The organism is Arthrobacter nitrophenolicus, from assembly GCF_000332815.1.
Taxonomy (GTDB): Bacteria; Actinomycetota; Actinomycetes; order Actinomycetales; family Micrococcaceae; genus Arthrobacter; species Arthrobacter nitrophenolicus.
The window spans coordinates 1-18283 of sequence record NZ_AOFD01000025.1 but is presented as its reverse complement, the minus strand read 5'-3'; the positions used below and the strand labels follow the sequence as shown (position 1 = coordinate 18283).

The following is an 18283-nucleotide window of genomic DNA, read 5'->3' as shown; positions in this document are numbered from 1 at the left end:
TCATGACGGTCCCTTGACAGCGGCAACGCCGGATGCTGGCGGTAGAGTTCTAGCTGCACAACCTGCACAGGATTACAGAGGAGATACGGTGGCGCATTTCGTGATCATGGGATGTGGCCGGGTGGGGGCGACGCTGGCTCATACGCTGGAGGACGCCGGGCATTCCGTGGCCATCATCGACCAGGACGACCGCGCCTTCCGCCGGCTGCGCCAGGGGTTCACCGGCCGCAAGGTCACCGGCGTCGGCTTTGACCGTGACACCCTTAAGCAGGCCGGCGTGGCCGAGGCCTACGCATTCGCCGCCGTGTCCAGCGGGGACAACTCGAATATCCTCGCGACCCGCGTGGCCCGCGAGACGTTCCATGTCCCGCACGTGGTGGCCCGGATCTACGATCCCGGCCGGGCGGAAATCTACCAGCGGCTGGGGATCCCCACCGTGGCCGCGGTGCGCTGGAGCGCGGACCAGGTCCTGCGGCGCATCCTCCCGGAGCAGCACCTGGCGGGTGATTTCCGTGAGCCTTCCGGACGCCTGGTCCTGGCTGAACTGGACCTCGACGCCGGCTGGATCGGACACCGGATCAGCAGCATCGAAAAGGCGGCGGACGTCCGGGTGGCCTACCTCACGCGCTTCGGCGAGGGCATGCTCCCCGACGCCGGAACCGCCTACCAGGACGGCGACACGGTGCACGCCATGATGCAGGTGGACCGCAGCGCGCACGTTGCCCAGGTCCTGGCCAAAGCCCCCGCCAAGGAGATGCAGTGAAAGTCGTTATTGTCGGCGCGGGAAGCGTCGGGTCATCCATCGCCAGGGAACTGCTGGCCCACAAGCATGAGATCCTGCTGATCGACCTGAAGCCGGAAGTGATCGGCCGCAGCGGACTGCGAGGCGCACACTGGCTGGTGGGTGATGCCTGCGAACTGAGCACGCTGCAGGGCGCCAAGGTGGAAGAGGCGGACGTGGTGGTTTCCGCCACCGGTGACGACAAAGTCAACCTTGTGGTGTCCCTGCTGGCCAAGACCGAGTTCGGCGTCGGCCGCACCGTGGGACGGGTGAACAACCCGAAGAACGACTGGATGTTCAATGATTCCTGGGGCGTGGACGTGGCCGTCAACACGCCGCAGCTCATGACGGCGCTGGTGGAAGAAGCCGTGGAGATCGGCGACCTGGTCCGGCTCCTGACCCTTCAAACCGGCGTGTCGTCCCTGGTCGAGTTCACCGTCCCGCACGATTCGCATGTGATTGGCCAGACGGTGGGGCAGATCTCCTGGCCGGAGGATTCCACCCTGGTGGCGATCCTGCGCGACCACGCCCCCATTACGCCCAGCCGCGACGACGTCATTGACGGGGGTGATGAGCTGTTCTTCGTGACGACCATTGCCGCCGAGGATGAACTGCGGGCACTGCTGTCACCGGAGGCGGCGGAGGCGGCCGATTCTGACGAGGAAGAGCAGCAGGAAGAAGGAGTGCCGGCAGGCCGCACGGAACAGCAGCCCCTTGAGGACGACGGTTTCGACGGCTGACGGACCCCGGCGCCGTCAGGCTTTCGGCGCCGGTTCCCCGTCCGTCAGGTCCTTGGCCGGCGCAGGACGGGTTACCAGCCAGGCCACCCAGACGCCCAGGATGTACAGCGGGGCGCCCATCAGCAGACGGGTGGTTGCCAGTGCGGCAAGGCCGTCCGGGCCCATCAGGTACAGCGGCACCTGGACGAGAAGCCGGAGCGCCAGGACTCCCACGATGATCCAGGTCCCCAGCCGGTAGGCCTTGAGCCGGTCCGGGTCCTTCCGCCAGTCGAGGCCTTCATTGCGGATGAACCCGAACAGCAGCCCTGCCACCGGCCATTTGACCAGGATGGAGATCACCATCGCGATGATGTAGGCCGCGTTGGTGAAGAACCCCGGAAGGTAGAAGTCCTCGGCCTTCCCGGTGGTGTTGGCCAGCCACGCGGAAATTCCGACGCCGACAACGCCGGCGAGTGCCTGGGTCAGGGGCCGGCGCTGGATAAGGCGGACCACCGTGAACACGGCAGCGGTGCCCAGTGCGGCAACCAGCGACGGCGGGAGGTCCTGCGTGATGGTGAAGGCAACCAGGAACACCAGGCCCGGCATGATGCTTTCGGCGATGCCCTGGACACCACCGGCGCTGCGCAGGACATCCACCCTGCCGTCATGCGTCCTGTGCAGTCCCGCCTTGGCCGCGTATTCGGCCGCGAGGCCGGCCACGGGCGAAGAATCCTGCGCTGTCCCCGGCTCCTGCGCTGTCCCCGGCTCCTGCTCCGGGCTGTTGCTCCCGGGACGGGATCCTCCGGAGGACGGTTCGGGCTGGGGCGAAGTCATTCGTTCTCCTGACGGGACAATATCTCGTAGCGGGGGTTGAACATGGTGGGCAGGCCCTGGCTTTGGGAGAGCATTCCCTCGAGGCGGAGCTCGGTGCCGGCTTCGATCCCGGGCACCCGCCGGCGGCCGAGCCACACCACCCGGAGCCGGGGATGCCGGACCGCCGCGGGTCCCCGCCGGCCGGGCTCGGACTCGGAGACAATCGCGCTGAACGCGGCGGTCCGGTCCGCGGGGACGTAGGTGATGGACTCAATCCGTCCCTGGCAGAGCACCCGGCCTTTGACGGGCAACTGGCTGAGGGGGGTGGTGCGGCCACCGTCCCGCGCTGCTCCGTCCGGCAAGGAATCAGCCAATCTGGGTGATTTCGGGGCCACGCTCCGGTTCCTGCAGCCCGGGAGCAGCCGGCGGGGGCGTGGCGGTGGCGTCCTTCGGCAGGCGCAGCTGGAGAAGGTCACGGGGCGGCATGGGGCTGTCACCCCGGATGACCACTACCTTCTTGAACAGTGCTTCGAGTGGTCCGGCCGCGTCGCGGTCCAGTGCTGCAGCGCCGCCCAGGACGCCGCGGAGGAACCAGCGGGGACCGTCGACGCCGATAAAGCGGGCCACACGGTAGCCCTGGCTGCCGTCGGGCAGGCCGGCGGGAAGCTTGGCAACGAGTTCGGTCCCGAACTCGCCCTCCACTTCCTCGACCTGGCCGCCCTGGGCGCCAACGGACTGGCCGATCTGGCCGCGGATCTCATCCCACAGCTCTTCAGTCTTGGGTGCAGCGAACGCCTGCAGCTGAAGGCTCGAACCGTTGAGGTCCATGGTCACAGCCACCACGCGCTGTGTGGCCTCTTCAACTTCCAGTCGCAGCTGGAGGCCCTCGCTGGGCGTGATCAGGAGCGCACCGAGGTCAACATAGCCGTCGCGGCTGCTGATTTCGGATGCATCGAAGGGGCCGTTGGCGCGGCGTCCGGTGCTGCCCGCTTCCACGTCCGCGGGCTCCGCGAGCGTCAGCGGTTCGTCCGGTTCGGCCGCCTGTTCCTTCTTGGCTTTCCTGCCGAGCCCAAAGACCATCAGGGTGTCTCCTTTGTTGTGAAGTTCCGGTCCGGCCTGGGGAGGCCCCGCCGTCGTGCTTGTGCCGGCCGCCGGCGTCTGCGCCGGCACGAAACCGGCGTTAGGGAAGGGTGAATCCGCCGGTTGACCCGAACCCTCCGGTGCCGCGCACGGATTCGCTCAATTCTGCGACGGGGACGAACTGCGCGTGCTCTACGCGCTGGATGACCATCTGCGCAATTCTATCGCCGCGCCGCAGTTCGATGGGCTGGCTTGCGTCGGTGTTGAGCAGGGTGACGGAAATTTCGCCGCGGTAGCCCGCGTCCACCGTACCGGGGGCGTTGACGATGGTGAGGCCGTGCTTGGTGGCCAGGCCGGAGCGCGGATGGATCAGGGCCACATAGCCATAGGGAAGCGAGATGGCCACGCCGGTGGGAACGAGCTTGCGCTCACCCGGCTGCAGGACCACATCTTCCCGCGCCCGAAGGTCTGCACCGGCGTCGCCCGGGTGCGCGTAGGACGGTGCCTCCAGGCCGGGGTCCAGCATCTTCAGCTGGACCTGGAGGGTGGGTGCCGGGTTGTCCGCGGCCAGGGCTGCGGGTGCTTCGTGGGGGGCAGTGTCGAGTGTGGCGGGATGATCAGTCACAGTCACTCACTCTAACCCGCACGCCCGCACCGGACCTACTGCCAGCACCTCATCACGGCCCCGACCGACGCACGGGCAGGGGCAGCTTTGGTCTCCGTTCCAGCGGCACCCCCGGATGCCGGGCGCCAAGATGAAATAGCAGGGCAAAGGTGGAAAGCTTGGCGTATGCCCGAATCAAGCTCCCCTGCGCCCATGCCCAATTCTTCTTCCATGGGAGCGTCGGTGACCTACAAGGAAAAGCTTTGGCCGAACCTGTGGATCTGGATCATTGCTGCGGGTGTTTCGGGCGCCGGAATCCTGGTGTTTGCCCCCATCAGCGCGGCTGCCGGTTTTACGGCGGCGGCGGTTCTCTTCGTCATCATCGCCGTGCTGCTGGTGGTGTCCACTCCCACCATCCTGGTGACCGGGGACACGCTGACGGTGGGCCGTGCGACAATCGAGCGCAAGTTCGTGGGTGACGTCCAGGAATTCCGCGGTGAAGAAGCCACGGCGGAGCGCGGGACGCGGCTCAACGGCCTCGCCTACCTTTGCATCCGGGGCTGGATCGATCCCGTAGTGAAGATCGGCATCACCGACCCCGCGGACAACACGCCTTACTGGCTTACCTCCACACGGCACCCCGCCGAGCTCACGGCAGCCCTGACCCGCAGGTAGGCCCCGCTCCGGCGGCAACCGCGTCCGAGTCCCTTGCCGCCGACCCTTGGTCCACGGTTGCGGTCCTGGTTCTCCTGATATAGCGGAAAATCGCGGCACGCCCGGCCCCTTGAGGCAAAACACGTACACCGGGTGGCAGAGTTTCGATTGATAGTAATGCCAGGGTGGAGGATTTGGATGCAGGATCTACGGCTTGTGGGCGTGCACGACGACGGGACGCACCTCCTGTTGAGCGGAGCCGGCGGCGAGATGTTCCAGCTGCCGATCGATGAAGCCCTGAGGACGGCAAGCAGGTCAGCGGCAAAGCGGCCCGCGGACCGGCCCGCCATTCCCATGTCTCCCCGGGATATCCAGGCCCGGATCCGTGCCGGTGCCACGGCCGCCGATGTTGCGGAACTGTCCGGGCTGCCGCTTGCCAAAGTGGAGCGCTATGAGGGGCCGGTCCTGGCGGAGCGCGAGTACGTGGCGCAGCAGGCCCGCAAGGTGGAAGTTGCCACCCCCTCCCCCGGGCACGACGTCTACCGGGCGGCGTTCGGTGACAACCCGGCCACCCTGGACGACATGGTCGCCCACCGGCTGTCCGCGCACGGCATCGATCCTTCAACAGTGGAGTGGGACTCCTGGCGCCGGCAGGACGGCACCTGGACTGTCTCCGCCAGCTTCGAACCCCTAACCGGCGGCGCAGCCGGCATCGGCGAGGAGCCTCCGGCGTTGTGGACGTTCAACCCGGTCCGCAAATCCCTGCAGAACACCAACCGGTGGGCGCAGCAGCTAAGCGAACTGGAACCGCTGGACGGTCCCGTCCCAGCGCGGCGGCTCTCGGCCGTCTCGGACAGGCCCTTCGACTTTGAGGCCGACGCGGACACCTCCCGTCCCGGCCCCGGCAACCAGGCCGGCCCTGCCCAGGGGTCTGGCAAGGACCCTGACGGGCTGCTGGACATGCTCCGCTCCCGCCGCGGACAGCGCCTGGGCGTGGACGAGGATTCCGACGACGCCCTTGCACTCCTGTTGACCCATGGCGTTCCGGCTGCCCACCCCCGCCCGTCGGAGGTCATCCCGGAACCGGAGGAGCAGGAGAACGGACCGCAGGACGACAAGGATGACGCGCCCGCCGCCAAGGGGGATTCCTTTATCCGCCGGCGCGACGCCCGCCCCTCGATGATGTCCAGGCTCAGCCTCATCCCGCCGCACCGCGATCCGGTGGAGGAGGCCCTGCGCCTGCACGACGGTGTCAGCACCGACACGCGCGAAATCACCATCGTCGCGTCCCCCACGCGTCCCTCGGGCAGCACGCCGGGCACGTCTTCCGGCTCTGACCAAACCGGCGAAGATGCGGAATCTTCAGCAACGAGCGGAGCCGCTGCATCGTCGAACGTTGGCCTGAACGAACTGCTGGGCGGAGCTCCCCGCCGGCGGGTTTCCCGGCACGACGACAGCACGCCTGCAACAGGCCAGCTGCCCGAGACGGAGGCACCTGAACGCCAGCCGTCCCGGCCGAAACGGTCCAGTGTGCCCTCCTGGGACGAGATCGTCTTCGGCACCCGCGGCGACTAAAGGCCACACTGGGACTGGCTCTGATGCTAGGACAGGCTCTCCACCAGCACGTGTTCGAGGTAACTCCATCCCACAGGCATCCCTGCTGGCAACTGACCTTCTGAGCGCTCTTCCCCAGGCAGGACCCGCCCGCCCGGAAGTCCTCGTGGCAGGTGTGGTGGTTCCCAGTCCTGGGATTCGCTGCTATAGGTGCGGCCCGACGGAGAGATCCAACCCGGAGGCCGGTCCTTGCTGGCGGGGGTGGGTTCCCAGCCGCTGGCGTGTTTCATCCGGTGATGTTTCGGGCAGAGCTGCCCCAGGTTCCTGATCCCGGTGGTCCCGCCGTGGTGCCAGGCGAGCAGATGGTCTGCCTCGTTATCGAGCGCGGCGTTGCTGCACCCCGGGAACGGGCACTTCCCGTCCCGCAACCGGAGCCACCGCCGCATTGCTGCCGGGATCCGGTAGTTCTTGCGGCCGATCTCCAGCGGCGCCCCGTCCCGCGGGTCCACCAGTACCCGGTAGAACGACGCCGCACCTTCGGCGACGAGTTGCCGGGCCATCGACGCCGGGACCGGACCATGGCCATCCAGCACGGCAGGTTCATCCGTGAGGCCAAGCAGGGAGAAGACCGGTACTGTGACGAGCACCTGCGCCCCCGGGGCAGGGACTTCCGCCAGACCGCCCGCGGCCCCGGCACCTGGGGTCACACCCGGCGCCACACCGCTCCCTGCGCCCAGGAGCGCCGCGGCCCCGGCACTTGGGGCCACACCCGGCGCCACACCGCTCCCTGCGCCCAGGAGCGCCGCGGCCCCGATATCGGCCATCAGCTGGGCCAGGGTGCGGGGCTCGTCCGGGCCCTGCAGCCCCCGGGCCAGTGCCCGGGTACGGTTCCACGCGGCGTTAGCCTGGTGCGCGGGCAGGCAGAGCGAGATCCACCCCATGCCGTCCCGGTCCGGGGTGTACTCCATCCGCCGTTGGGCCACACCCCGGGCGTGGCGGATTTCAATAGATTCGGGGTGGTGGCGTTCCCGCCAGGACCGGACCTTCCGCCGCAGCCTCGCCGGCGGCAACTCCCCCGCCAGACCACCGGCAACCACAGAGCCGGCAACGGGGGCGTCAGGAGTGTCGTCCAGCCCAAGGAAATGCGCTTCCAGCCTGGCGGTGGCAGCTGGGTCGAGCCCTGTGGTCTCGTCGACGATGACCTGGGCGTTCTGCCACGACACCGACCCGGCCTGCAGGGCATCCAGCGCGGCGGGCAGCGAACTGGTCAGCGCGTGCGAGGCACCAACCAAGGCACTCGCGGCCCGTTCACCGATGGTCAGGACGCAGGCAACCTCGGCCACCACGGCCATCTCCTGCCCCTTAGCCCACAGCGGGCTCGGATCCGGGTCCCCCAGCACAGCGGCGGCCTCCACATGCCCTGCGACCAGCCGCGCTTTCGCGGCCGCGGTAGATGCCTCTATTTTGGAAATCAACGCCAACCCGCCCAGGCAGGCATCCGCGAACGTCCGCAACGGATCACCCTCATCGGAACCACTGTCATCTGAACGGGCAGCAGAACTGCCCGCGGCCGTGGAATGAGCGGAATCGGCGGCAGAACGGCCCGCAACTACAACGGCGAGCTCATCGACAAACCCGGCCACCGACGCAACGGCAGCGAGAATCGCGTCCCTGCCATTGCCCTGCGTCGCTGTGCCGTCCATGAATCCAGCATGCCAAGGGGGTCTGACAAAACAGGCCCCTTCAGGGCGAGCGGGGAAAATGAATCTGGAAAATAGTGGCGGGGTGATGCAGCCCGCGGTGGCGTCAACCGGGAAGGCTAGATCGCGGTCCCGCCCGGAGCCCCCGCAGCGCCCGTTCCACCGGTTCCGTGCCAGAGGCAGGCATCCACTTCGAAGGGCAGCAACTGGTCCTGTTCCGCCATCAGGTTCGCCCCGTGGGCTGTCACGCGCCGCATAAAGTGCCGCCGGCACAGGGTCTCATAACCCACCACCGGGACATGCCCGCTCTCCACAGTGGCTGCCGGATCCATGGCCATATCAACGTCGCCCACCACCACCTGGGCACCCTCGGTGACCATGACGCCGTCGACCGTCCTGGCGTTGTGCGTGGCGCGCCGGCCACACCAGCACAAGGCCTCGACCTGGAGCACCTGCACCCGGTCGGCCAGTTCGATGAGCCGCTGGGAACCGGGAAACAGGCGGGTGCGGAAATCGGCCGTGATGCCGAAGGCGAAGACGTCGACGTCGATCTCGTCGACCACCTTGGCGAGCTGTTCCACCTGCTCCGGTGAGTAGAACTGCGCTTCGTCGCAAATCAGGTAGTCCACCCGCTGGCCCTGGGTGCGCCGGCGCATGACTTCCTCCCAGAAGTCGGTTCCGTCCCCGACCTCCACCGCATCCGTCTGGAGGCCGAGGCGGCTGGAGATGCGGGATTTCCCGGCGCGGTCGTTGCGGCTGAACCGGACCCCGCCCCGCCCGCGGGCGCGGTGGTTGTGGTCCATCTGCAGGGCCAGGGTGGACTTGCCGCAGTCCATGGTGCCGGAGAAAAAGACGAGTTCAGCCACGGCGCGCGCCCTTGCCGCTGGCGGTGAAGCACAGCAGCGGCACCTCGCGTTCGGCCTTGGTCAGCGAGCCGTGCTGGCCCACCACCTCCATGGCCGTGGGGCGGCTGCGCCGCGTGTCATACAGGGCCAGGCTGTCCCGGGCGGCGATCATGACGTCGCCGATCCTGCCTTCGACGGCGGGACGCACCGGGCCGAACAGGCCGGCGGACAGTGCGTCCTCGCGGGTGAACGCCCAGATCCTGCCGCGGAAGCGGGCACGCCAGGCTGCCAGCAGGCGGTCCCGGTCTGCGCCGTCTTCGAGGTACAGGTGCACCATCCGCGGTTCCCCCGCCGTGTGCCGGACACGGTCCACCAGTTGGGGGTCCGCGGAATAGTCGATGCGGTGCTGCTCGGGCACGTCCAGCATGCCGTGGTCGGCCGTGAGGAGGATGGTGGTGCCGGCGGGCAGGGAGGCGCTCAGCCGCTTGACGGTCGCGTCCAGTTCCTCGATCTGGTGCTCCCACTGCTCGGAGCCGCAGCCGTAGCGGTGCCCTGCCTTGTCCAGTTCGTTCAGGTAGAAGTACATCAATGACCGGTCGGAGCCGGCCATGGCTTCGGCGGCCGCGGCAGTGCGGGCGTGGGAGGTGGTCCCGGACACGAACTGGCCGCCACGGAGGGCGGCGCGGGTCATGGGTGAGTCACCGAACTGCGGCAGGCTGATGGTGGTGACGTCCACCTCGGCGGCAGCGCGCTCCAACACCGTGGGGAACGGCTGCCAGGCCTCGGGGTCCACCCCCGGGTCCCAGTTCCCCAGCAGGTTGACCACCTTGTCCTGCTTCGGATCGAGCACGTCGTATCCCACCATGCCGTGCTGGCCGGGCGGCAGTCCCGTCCCGAAGCTCGACAATGCCGCTGCCGTCGTGGAGGGGAAGGCAGAATCGAGCCACACCGGAACGTCGCCCTGCCCGGCCTGGATCACCGACCGCAGGAAGGGGGTGTGCGCCGTTTTCTGTTTCAGCAGGTTCCGCCCCAGGCCGTCCGCCAGGACCACGCAGACGCGCCGGGCGTCGGGCAGGCCAAGCGTGTTCGTGAAGCCCCCGACGCCGATGCTCGCCGCGGCGCTGGTGAGGACTTCCGCGACGGAGCGCCGGCCGTACGCAGGGGCGGGAGGCAGGTCCTGCGCCTGGCCTGCGGGGGCAAGGGGGGTGCTGACAGCCTGGTGCCGGTCTTCGGGCATCAGCGCTGCTGGTGGCCGCGGCTGAGCCGGGTGCCGAAGACACCGGCGCGCGGGCGTGGCGGGAGCGACTGCACGTGGGGTACCGGGGCGCTGGAGCCGGTGTTCACCGCGCGAAGGGCACGGGCGAAAAGCTTGGCGTCCTGGACCGCCTGCAGGCCGTCCGCCTCGGCACTGATCCGCAGGACGATGTCCTCCTGGGCGATGGTGCCGGTGTAGCCGTGGTCCGCTTCGCACTGCGGATCGCCGCAGCTGGCAGGGCCCATGTCCAGCCGCTGGCCGCCGGACCAGGCGATGGAGAGCGTGAGTTCGCGGACGGGATCGGAGGGCTTGTAGTTCTGCGGCTGGGAGTACATGTAGCTGAGGACCACGGAACGGATCTGCGCCACGGGTACCGATTCGGTGGAGATCTGGGCGACGATCTGCTCGCCGGCGTCGTCCAGCTGCTGGTCATCAACATGCGTGATCACCAGCATGTCCGAGGTCAGCACCAGGACGGTAATGTGGCGGCGCACCTCGGCACGGTCGAAGTGGGTTTCCAGGTGCACCAGGTGGGCCACGCAGTCGCGGCCGTCCAGGGCATCGTCCACGACGTCGGCCACCAGGCGGGGGTAGAAGCCGGCCTTCTGCAGGGCATCGTCCAGGCTCTGGCCCTGGGCACCGTGGCTGTGTGAGCTGTGGTGGCGGACGGCCTGGTTGTCATTGCCGGGCGTTTCGGGCGCCGACGCGGGAGGCTGTGAGCTCATGACCCCATTTTCACAGATCGGCCATCCACATTGCGAACCGCGCCGGTCCGGCACGGGCCGGTTCAGCCCAGCATGGCCCGCCGGGCGCTGTCAGTCCGCTGCGCGGCGTTGCCGATCCGGACGTCCGCGGCGAGGATGGTGGCGCCCGACGTGCCGCACAGCACCGGGTTGAATTCCACCAGGGCAATTTCCGGGTGGTTGTCCTTCATCCAGGCAAGCCTGCCGGCCAGGTCCTCCAGCGCTTCAACGTCCACCGCCGGAAGTCCCTGGTAGGCGAACAGCTTCCGGGCGGCCCGTGGAGCGCGGATGAAGTCGTGCACGTCGGCGGCGGACAGGGGCGGCACCCGGTGCGCCCAGTCATCCAGCAGGCTGGTGGCGTCACCGGCCAGGCCGAACGAAATTACCGGGCCCAGCAGCGGGTCCTCGATGGCCCGGAACGTGCACGCCTGGCCGACGGGCGCCATGGATTGAACCTCCAGCGCCGGGTCGCCATAGGCGGCGAGCGCCCGCCGCATCTGGAGGACGTTCTGCCGAAGCGACTCCGGGTCCTGGATGTCGAGCCGTACCCCGCCCAGGTCGAGCCGGTGCCGCAGCGCCGGGGCGGTGGTCTTCAAAGCGACTGGCCAGCCCAGCGCGTCAGCCGCTTCGACGGCCTGCTCCGGGGTATCGAAGCCCACGGACGGGAGCAGCCGGATGCCGTAGTGGCCCAGCAGGGACGCCGCCGCCGCCGGGTCCAGCTGCTTGAGCTGCTCGCCCCGGACATCCCGCAGGAGGACCTCGATCTCGGCGCGTGCCTGCTGCGGGTCGCAGCCTGCGGGTTCGACGAAATGTCCGTGGTCCCGCGATACCCACTCTGCATACCGCACCACGGCCGCGAGCGCGGCCACCGCTGCGCCGGGGTTCGAATAGCACGGAACGGTGTGGTCAGGCGACCCCACCATGCCCTCGACATAGACGGAGGGGTCCAGTATGCCGGTGAACGCAGCGACCACGGGTTTCCCGGCAGTGGCCGAGCATTCGGCCAGCACCTCGGCGATACTGTCCACCGTGAGTCCCCGCGCGGGCAGGAGTGCAGCCACCGCCGCGTGCACGGCTTCAGATTCCAGTGCCTTCAACAGCTCCGAGCGCAGGGCAGGCAGGGCAACGGACCGACCGGCGTCCAGGTCCACCCCGGCCACGAGCTGCGCGACGCTGAGCCCCTGGTCGGCGGCGCTGTCCGCCACCACCTTGCCCAGGGCCTGCGAGTTGCTGAAGATGGCGATGCCGGGACCGGCCGGCAGCGGCTGGCCGGACACAACCTGCGCCACGTCCACCAGCTGCTCGATGGTCTCCACCCGGATGACGCCGGACTGGCGCAGCATGGCATCCAGCGCCCCCACCGGCGCCTGAGTGGTGCGTACGGCGTGCCCCGGGGGCAGCCGCAGTCCCATGGTGTCCGATTTGGCCACGATCACCGGTTTGGTCCGGGCCAGCCGCCGGGCGAGCCGCGAGAACTTGCGCGGGTTGCCGATGGATTCCAGGTAGAGGCCGACGGCGGAGGTGTCGGCGTCGTCCTCCCAGTACTGCATCATGTCGTTGCCGGAGACGTCCGCCCTGTTTCCCGCGGAGAGGAACGTGGACAGGCCCAGCCGGCGCCGGCTGGACGCGGCGTAGAGCGAGACCCCGATGGCGGCGGACTGGCTGAAGAGGCCCAGGCTGCCGCGCAGGGCCAGTGTGGGCGCCATAGACGCGTTGAGGGAGACGTCCGGGTGCGTGTTCACGATGCCGAGCGAGGCCGGGCCGATGACGCGCATCCCGTTCGCCCGGGCCTGCCGCACCAGGTCCCGCTGCCGCTGGAGGCCGCGTTCGCCGTCGTCCGCGAAGCCTGCCGAGGCAATCACCAGGCCCTTCACCCCGGCCGCAGCGCAGTCGGCGACTACCCCCGGAACTTCCTCGTAGGGCACTGCCACGACGGCCAGGTGCACCGGGTCCGGCACTTCGGACAGGCTGCCGTAGGACAGCATGCCGGCCAGCTCGAAGGCCTCGGGGTTGATGGCGTAGACCGGCCCCGGGTACTTGCCTTCGATGATGTGTTCGAGCAACTGGTAGCCCACTGTCCCCCACTTGCGGCTGGCACCGATGACGGCAATGGACGACGGCGTCAGCAGGTCGCGCACGCTCCTCGCCTCCGCGCGGTGCTCGCGGGATTCCATGACGGCCCGGGATTTCTCGGTGGGGTCGATGTTGAACTCGAGGCTGACCACCCCGTCGTCGAAATGCCGCTTGACGTCATAGCCGGCATCGGAGAAGACCATCAGCATCTTGCGGTTCTCCGGCAGCACCTCGGCGGTGAACCGGCGGATCCCGTTTTCGTGCGCGGCGGCGGCGAGGTGTTCCAGCAGGATGGAGCCCAGTCCCCTGCCCTGGTGCGCGTCGGCGATGTTGAACGCGACCTCCGCCTCCGCTGGATCATCGAGCCGGTCGTAGCGGCCGATCCCGATGATTTCCCCGCGGCTGGTGATGACGAACGCCACCCGGTCCTTGTAGTCCACCTCCGTGAAGCGTTTGAGCTCCTTGCTGGACAGCCGGGCCTTGAAAGCGAAGAACCGCATGTAAATTGAATCCTGGGACTGGCGCATATGGAACGCCTGGACCGCATCGGCATCCGAGGGATGGATGGGGCGCAGGTGTGCTGTTCCGCCGTCACGCAGGACGACATCGGCTTCCCAATGTTCCGGATATTCGCCGTCCCCGGGCTGATCCACCATAGGCTTAGCCTAGCCAAAAACTTCCGGAGCACCGCCGCCCGCGCCCGAAAGACCGATTGCTCAGTAACCCCCAGAAGGATTCACCAACCCCATGGCCCGCCGCCAAAGTTCAGCCCCTCCCGTGGACACCACCCCCTACACGGAGAACATCGTTGACATCGATGTGACCTCCGAAATGGAGGGTTCCTTCCTGGAGTACGCCTATTCCGTCATCTACTCGCGCGCGCTCCCCGACGCCCGCGACGGGCTGAAGCCGGTACAGCGCCGCATCCTCTACATGATGAGCGACATGGGCCTGCGCCCGGACCGCGGCCACGTCAAGAGCGCCCGCGTGGTGGGCGAGGTGATGGGCAAGCTGCACCCGCACGGCGACACCGCCATCTACGACGCCATGGTGCGCATGGCGCAGGACTTCTCGCTCCGGCTGCCGCTGATCGACGGGCACGGCAACTTCGGCTCGCTCGACGACGGCCCCGCAGCCCCGCGGTACACGGAGGCCAGGCTTGCGGCCGCCGCCCTCACGCTCACCGACCACCTCGACGAAGACGTGGTGGACTTCGTCCCCAACTACGACAACCAGCTGACCCAGCCGGATGTGCTGCCGGCGGCGTTCCCCAACCTGCTGGTCAACGGCGCCACCGGCATCGCCGTCGGCATGGCCACCAACATGGCCCCGCACAACCTGGTGGAGGTCATCTCCGCCGCCCGGCACCTGATCGCCCACCCGGACGCCACACTGGATGACATCATGCGCTTCGTGCCGGGGCCGGACCTGCCCAGCGGCGGCCGGATTGTCGGCCTCGACGGCATCCGCGACGCCTACGCCACCGGACGCGGCTCCTTCAAGACCCGTGCCAAGGTCGAGGTGGAACAGCTCTCCGCGCGCCGCACCGGACTGGTGGTCACCGAGCTCCCCTACATGGTGGGCCCGGAGAAGGTGATCGAGAAGATCAAGGACGCCGTCAACGCCAAGAAGCTGACCGGCATCAGCGACATCGTGGACCTCACCGACCGCAAGCACGGTTTGCGCCTGGTCATCGAGCTGAAGAACGGCTTCAACCCGAACGCGGTCCTGCAGCAGCTGTACCGCTACTCGCCGATGGAGGACTCCTTCGGCATCAACAATGTCACCCTGGTGGACGGCCAGCCGCAGACCCTCGGCCTGGTGGACCTGCTCCGGGTGTACGTGAACCACCGGATTGACGTGGTCCGGCGCCGGACCGTGTTCCGGCTGGGCAAGAAGAAGGACCGCCTGCACCTGGTGGAGGGCCTCCTCATCGCCATCGTGGACATCGATGAGGTCATCCAGATCATCCGGTCCTCGGACGAGGCAGCCGCCGCCCGCGCCCGCCTGATGTCCATCTACGACCTCTCCGAGGTCCAGGCGAACTACATCCTGGAGCTGCGGCTCCGCCAGCTCACCAAGTACTCACGGATCGAGCTGGAGAAGGAGCAGGAGGAACTGCGCCGCGAGATCGAGGAACTGGAGGCCATCCTGGGCTCCGAGGAACTCCTGCGCGGTGTGGTGTCCGACGAACTGGGCCAAATTGCCGAACAGCACGGCACCCCGCGCCGCACGGTGCTGCTGGAATCGGAGGCCGTGTCCCCCACGGTGGCCGCCGAACTGGCCGGCGCCAACGGCAAAAAGGGCAAGCCCGCACCGCTGGCCCTGGAAATCGCCGACGATCCCTGCTGGGCCATCCTCACCGCCTCCGGCCAGATTGGCCGCACCACCAACCAGGAGCCGCTGGCCGAGGCGGGGCCGCGGAACAAGCATGACGTCTTCACCTCCGTCGTGAAGACGTCGGCCCGCGGGGAGATCGCGGCCCTCACCTCCCAGGGGCGGATGCTGCGCCTGCAGGTGATGGACATGCCCGTCCTCCCGGCCATGTCAGGACTGCCCAACCTCGCCGGCGGCGTGCCGGCCAAGGACTTCCTCACCCTGGTCAAGGGCGAAACCCTGGTGGCGTTCGTCCCCCTGGACGAGGTCCTCGCCATCGGCACCGCCCAGGGCGTGGTGAAGCGCGTCCAGCCCGACTACCCCCTGAACCGCGAGGACTGGGAAGTCATCGCCCTGAAAGACAAGGACTACGTGGTGGGCGTGGCCCCCGCGGGGGCAGACGATGCCGAACTGGTGTTCCTCACCAGCCAGGCCCAGCTGCTGAAATTCCCGGCAGCCAACGTCCGGCCCCAGGGCCGTACGGCCGGCGGCATGGCCGGCATCAAGCTGGGCGCGGACGACCGCGTGATCTTCTTCGGCGCCGTGCAGCCCAAGGACGAAGCCGCCGTCGTGGTCACCATCGCCGGCAGCAACGGCGCCCTGCCCGGCACCGCCCCAGGCACCGCCAAGGTGACGGCCTTCTCGGAATACCCGGTCAAGGGCCGTGCCACCGCCGGCGTCCGCGCGCACCGCTTCCTGAAGGGCGAGGACACGCTGCTGCTCGCGTGGGCCGGCCATGGCCCGGCAAAGGCATCCTCCGCCGCAGGTGTGGCCAGGTCCCTGCCGCAGGAGCACGGCCGGCGGGACGGCTCGGGCGTGCCGCTGTCCCAGCCGGTGGAAGCGGTGGGTCCGGCGATGGCGTGGGCGGATCCCGCCTAGACTGCTGCCATGCCTATCGTTCCTGATGAAAAGGACTGGACCTGGGTCCTGACCCGCCCCTGCCCGGAATGCTCCTTCGACGCCTCCACCGCCACGCCGTCAACGGTCCCCGGGACCATTGAAAACATGCTGCCGCGGTGGCGGGCGGTCCTCCGCCGGCCGGATGCGGCGGAGCGCCCGGACGACCACACCTGGTCCGCTCTGGAGTACGCCTGCCACGTGCGGGACGTCTTCAGCCTGTTCGACCAGCGGCTGAACCTGATGCTGGAAACGGATGACGCCCGGTTCGAGAACTGGGACCAGGACCGGACCGCCATCGAGAAGGACTACGCCAACGCGGACCCGGCGGTGGTCAGTGCCGAGCTCACGGCCGAGGGCAAGCAGGTGGCCGAGTCCTTCGCCGGCGTGCGGGAATCGGAGTGGGGCAGGAAGGGGCTGCGCAGCAACGGCTCCGAGTTCACCGTCCTGACGCTCGCGCGGTACTTCCTGCACGACGTCATCCATCACCTCCACGACGTGGACGGCTAAGCGTTCCCTGCGTTTGCTCCCCTCCGGGAGGCCACCAGGGCTTCTTCGCCGCCGGCCGCGGCAGCAAGCACGAGCCGGGCATCCTCCGGCTGGATGTCCGCCGGGTTGTGCGTCACCAGCACCACCGTGCGGCTGCGCAGCCCGTCCCGCAGGTCCGCCAGCATGTGGCGTGCCGATGCGGCGTCGAGGTGTGCCGTGGGTTCGTCCAGGAGGATCACGTCGGCCCCCGTCATCAGGGTCCGCGCCACGGCAAGGCGCTGGCGCTCTCCCCCGCTGAGGAACGCGCCGCCCGGGCCGATCCGGGTGTCCAGGCCGTCGGGCAGGCGCTCCATGAGGCTGGTCAAACCCACGGCCCCGATGACGGCGTCCATCTCCGCCTCCATGCCGTCCCCGCCGCGGTCAGCGGGGCGTCCCAGCAGCAGGTTGCCGCGGATGGTCGAGTCGAAGAGGTGTGCCTCCTGGGGGCACCAGGCGGCCCGGCCCGTCACGCGCGCCTGGCCCTCCGCCGCGGGAAGGAACCCCAGCAGGACCGAGAGCAGGTCGATTTCCCCGACCCCGAGGAACCCGTCACGGCAAGCCAGCGCCCCGGTTCGGCAACAGCAGTGAGCCCGGTGAACACCGGCGGGCCGCCCGGCCACGCGGCGGCAAGGTTGTCCAGTTCGACGCCGGGGCGGTTTCCGGCGCGGGCCGGCACCGGGTGCAGCCCGTCGGACCCGTCCGCTGCCGGGTCCGGCCCCGCCAGCGCGCCGGACTCCGCCACCCGCTCCAGGACTGTCCGCAGCGCCGGGAACTGGCGTACCGCCGTCGTCATGGCTGCGTAGGGTTCCACCAGCGCGAGGAGGAGCAGGACCACCACCGCCGCAGTGGCCGGCTCGATCCGGCCGTCCAGCACTGCCGGGGCGGCGAGCCAGGCGGCCGCGAGGGCAGCGGCGCCGCAGGCGGCCGTCGTGATGGCGTGGCCCAGCCCGTCCGCCCAGGCGGAACGCCTGGACGCGGCAGTGGCGTTGCGGTCCTGGCGCTGCAGGTCCTCAAGGACCAGGGGTGCCACGCCGTTGGCATGCAGTTCCGCACGGGCGTCCAGCGCCGCGGAAATCCGGCGCAGCACGCCGGAGCGCAGGAGCTGCTCAGCCGTTGCCGACTTCCGGTCGCCCCACAGGCAACCGCCGGCGCGAGCAGCAGGCCGGCAAGGGCGGCAGCGATGACGGCAGGCAGCGCGGACGGCAACAGCAGCCAGGTGGCAGCCAGCGCAAGCACTGACACCGCCACGCCGGTCGCCGGCGGCAGGACCACGCGGGGAAGCAGGTCCCGGACGGTATCGACGTCGTCAATCACCGTCCCCAGCACGTTGCCGCCCTGCAGCAGGCGGCGGAGTGCCAGGGCCCGCCGGCTCAGCGATTCCCAGAGCCTGCCCCGGAGCCTGGTGAGGGCCGCGAACACGGCGTCGTGCAGGAGCAGCCGCTCCCAGTAGCGGAAAACCGCCCGGCCGATGCCGAAGAACCGGACCCCCACGATGGCGGAGAGCAGGTACAGGATGGGCGGCTGCTCGCTGGCCCGGATAATCAGCCAGCCGGACAGTCCGGACAGGGCGACGGCGAATACCGCCGCCAGCGTGCCCACCGCGGCCGCGCCGGCGAACTTGCCCTGCACCGGTGCCAGGAGCGCGGCCAGGAGCCGGACGG

General features: G+C 68.9%; 15 protein-coding genes and 1 pseudogene. 6 read left to right on the top strand and 10 right to left on the bottom strand.

Features of this window, described 5'->3' with window-relative positions; translation table 11 throughout:
• Positions 1 to 88 precede the first annotated feature (88 nt).
• Positions 89 to 763 (top strand): potassium channel family protein, encoded by a 675-nt coding sequence (locus tag G205_RS10690; protein ID WP_009357967.1) that lies wholly within the window; start codon positions 89 to 91, stop codon positions 761 to 763.
• Positions 760 to 1521 (top strand): potassium channel family protein, encoded by a 762-nt coding sequence (locus G205_RS10685; RefSeq protein ID WP_009357966.1) that lies wholly within the window; start codon positions 760 to 762, stop codon positions 1519 to 1521. The genes G205_RS10690 and G205_RS10685 overlap by 4 nt, the downstream gene beginning before the upstream one ends.
• Positions 1522 to 1536: 15 nt before the next feature.
• On the opposite strand, the gene G205_RS10680 is transcribed toward G205_RS10685, so the two are convergent.
• The 4 genes from G205_RS10680 to dut all read right to left on the bottom strand — a co-directional run bounded on the left by G205_RS10680 (position 1537) and on the right by dut (position 4018).
• Positions 1537 to 2334, bottom strand: a complete 798-nt coding sequence (locus tag G205_RS10680; protein ID WP_035752754.1) for a DUF3159 domain-containing protein — start codon at positions 2332 to 2334, stop codon at positions 1537 to 1539.
• Positions 2331 to 2675 (bottom strand): single stranded DNA-binding domain-containing protein, encoded by a 345-nt coding sequence (locus G205_RS10675; protein WP_133350966.1) that lies wholly within the window; start codon positions 2673 to 2675, stop codon positions 2331 to 2333. The genes G205_RS10680 and G205_RS10675 overlap by 4 nt, the downstream gene beginning before the upstream one ends.
• A gap of 4 nt (positions 2676 to 2679) precedes the next feature.
• Positions 2680 to 3393, bottom strand: a complete 714-nt coding sequence (locus G205_RS10670) for a DUF3710 domain-containing protein (protein WP_009357963.1) — start codon at positions 3391 to 3393, stop codon at positions 2680 to 2682.
• A gap of 100 nt (positions 3394 to 3493) precedes the next feature.
• Entirely contained in the window at positions 3494 to 4018 is a 525-nt protein-coding gene (gene dut / locus G205_RS10665; RefSeq protein WP_009357962.1) for a dUTP diphosphatase, read from the bottom strand.
• Positions 4019 to 4183: 165 nt separating this feature from the next.
• On the opposite strand from dut, the gene G205_RS10660 reads away from it, so the two are divergent.
• Both G205_RS10660 and sepH read left to right on the top strand, forming a co-directional pair.
• Positions 4184 to 4672, top strand: a complete 489-nt coding sequence (locus G205_RS10660; RefSeq protein WP_035752751.1) for a DUF3093 domain-containing protein — start codon at positions 4184 to 4186, stop codon at positions 4670 to 4672.
• A gap of 177 nt (positions 4673 to 4849) precedes the next feature.
• Positions 4850 to 6226, top strand: a complete 1377-nt coding sequence (sepH, locus tag G205_RS10655) for a septation protein SepH (RefSeq protein ID WP_035752749.1) — start codon at positions 4850 to 4852, stop codon at positions 6224 to 6226.
• Positions 6227 to 6252: 26 nt separating this feature from the next.
• On the opposite strand, the gene G205_RS10650 is transcribed toward sepH, so the two are convergent.
• The 5 genes from G205_RS10650 to G205_RS10630 all read right to left on the bottom strand — a co-directional run bounded on the left by G205_RS10650 (position 6253) and on the right by G205_RS10630 (position 13477).
• Entirely contained in the window at positions 6253 to 7908 is a 1656-nt protein-coding gene (locus G205_RS10650) for an HNH endonuclease signature motif containing protein (RefSeq protein ID WP_083875045.1), read from the bottom strand.
• Between the two features lie 116 nt (positions 7909 to 8024).
• Positions 8025 to 8771, bottom strand: a complete 747-nt coding sequence (locus G205_RS10645; protein WP_009357958.1) for a thymidine kinase — start codon at positions 8769 to 8771, stop codon at positions 8025 to 8027.
• Positions 8764 to 9987, bottom strand: coding sequence for an alkaline phosphatase family protein (locus G205_RS10640; RefSeq protein ID WP_009357957.1), 1224 nt, complete (start codon positions 9985 to 9987; stop codon positions 8764 to 8766). The genes G205_RS10645 and G205_RS10640 overlap by 8 nt, the downstream gene beginning before the upstream one ends.
• Positions 9987 to 10730, bottom strand: coding sequence for a DUF5998 family protein (locus G205_RS10635; protein WP_009357956.1), 744 nt, complete (start codon positions 10728 to 10730; stop codon positions 9987 to 9989). The genes G205_RS10640 and G205_RS10635 overlap by 1 nt, the downstream gene beginning before the upstream one ends.
• 62 nt (positions 10731 to 10792) lie before the next feature.
• Complete coding sequence (locus G205_RS10630) at positions 10793 to 13477, bottom strand: bifunctional acetate--CoA ligase family protein/GNAT family N-acetyltransferase (RefSeq protein WP_009357955.1); 2685 nt, start codon at positions 13475 to 13477, stop codon at positions 10793 to 10795.
• Positions 13478 to 13568: 91 nt separating this feature from the next.
• Here G205_RS10630 and G205_RS10625 point away from each other — a divergent pair, with 91 nt between their 5' ends.
• Together G205_RS10625 and G205_RS10620 are read left to right on the top strand one after the other, a co-directional pair.
• Positions 13569 to 16076, top strand: coding sequence for a DNA gyrase/topoisomerase IV subunit A (locus G205_RS10625; RefSeq protein WP_009357954.1), 2508 nt, complete (start codon positions 13569 to 13571; stop codon positions 16074 to 16076).
• Between the two features lie 9 nt (positions 16077 to 16085).
• A complete protein-coding gene (locus G205_RS10620) occupies positions 16086 to 16604 on the top strand; it encodes a DinB family protein (RefSeq protein ID WP_009357953.1) in 519 nt (172 codons plus the stop codon).
• Here G205_RS10620 and cydC read toward each other — a convergent pair.
• Positions 16601 to 18283 (bottom strand): annotated as a pseudogene (cydC, locus tag G205_RS10615) (thiol reductant ABC exporter subunit CydC); the annotation flags it as partial. The gene G205_RS10620 and the pseudogene cydC sit on opposite strands and share 4 nt — an antisense overlap.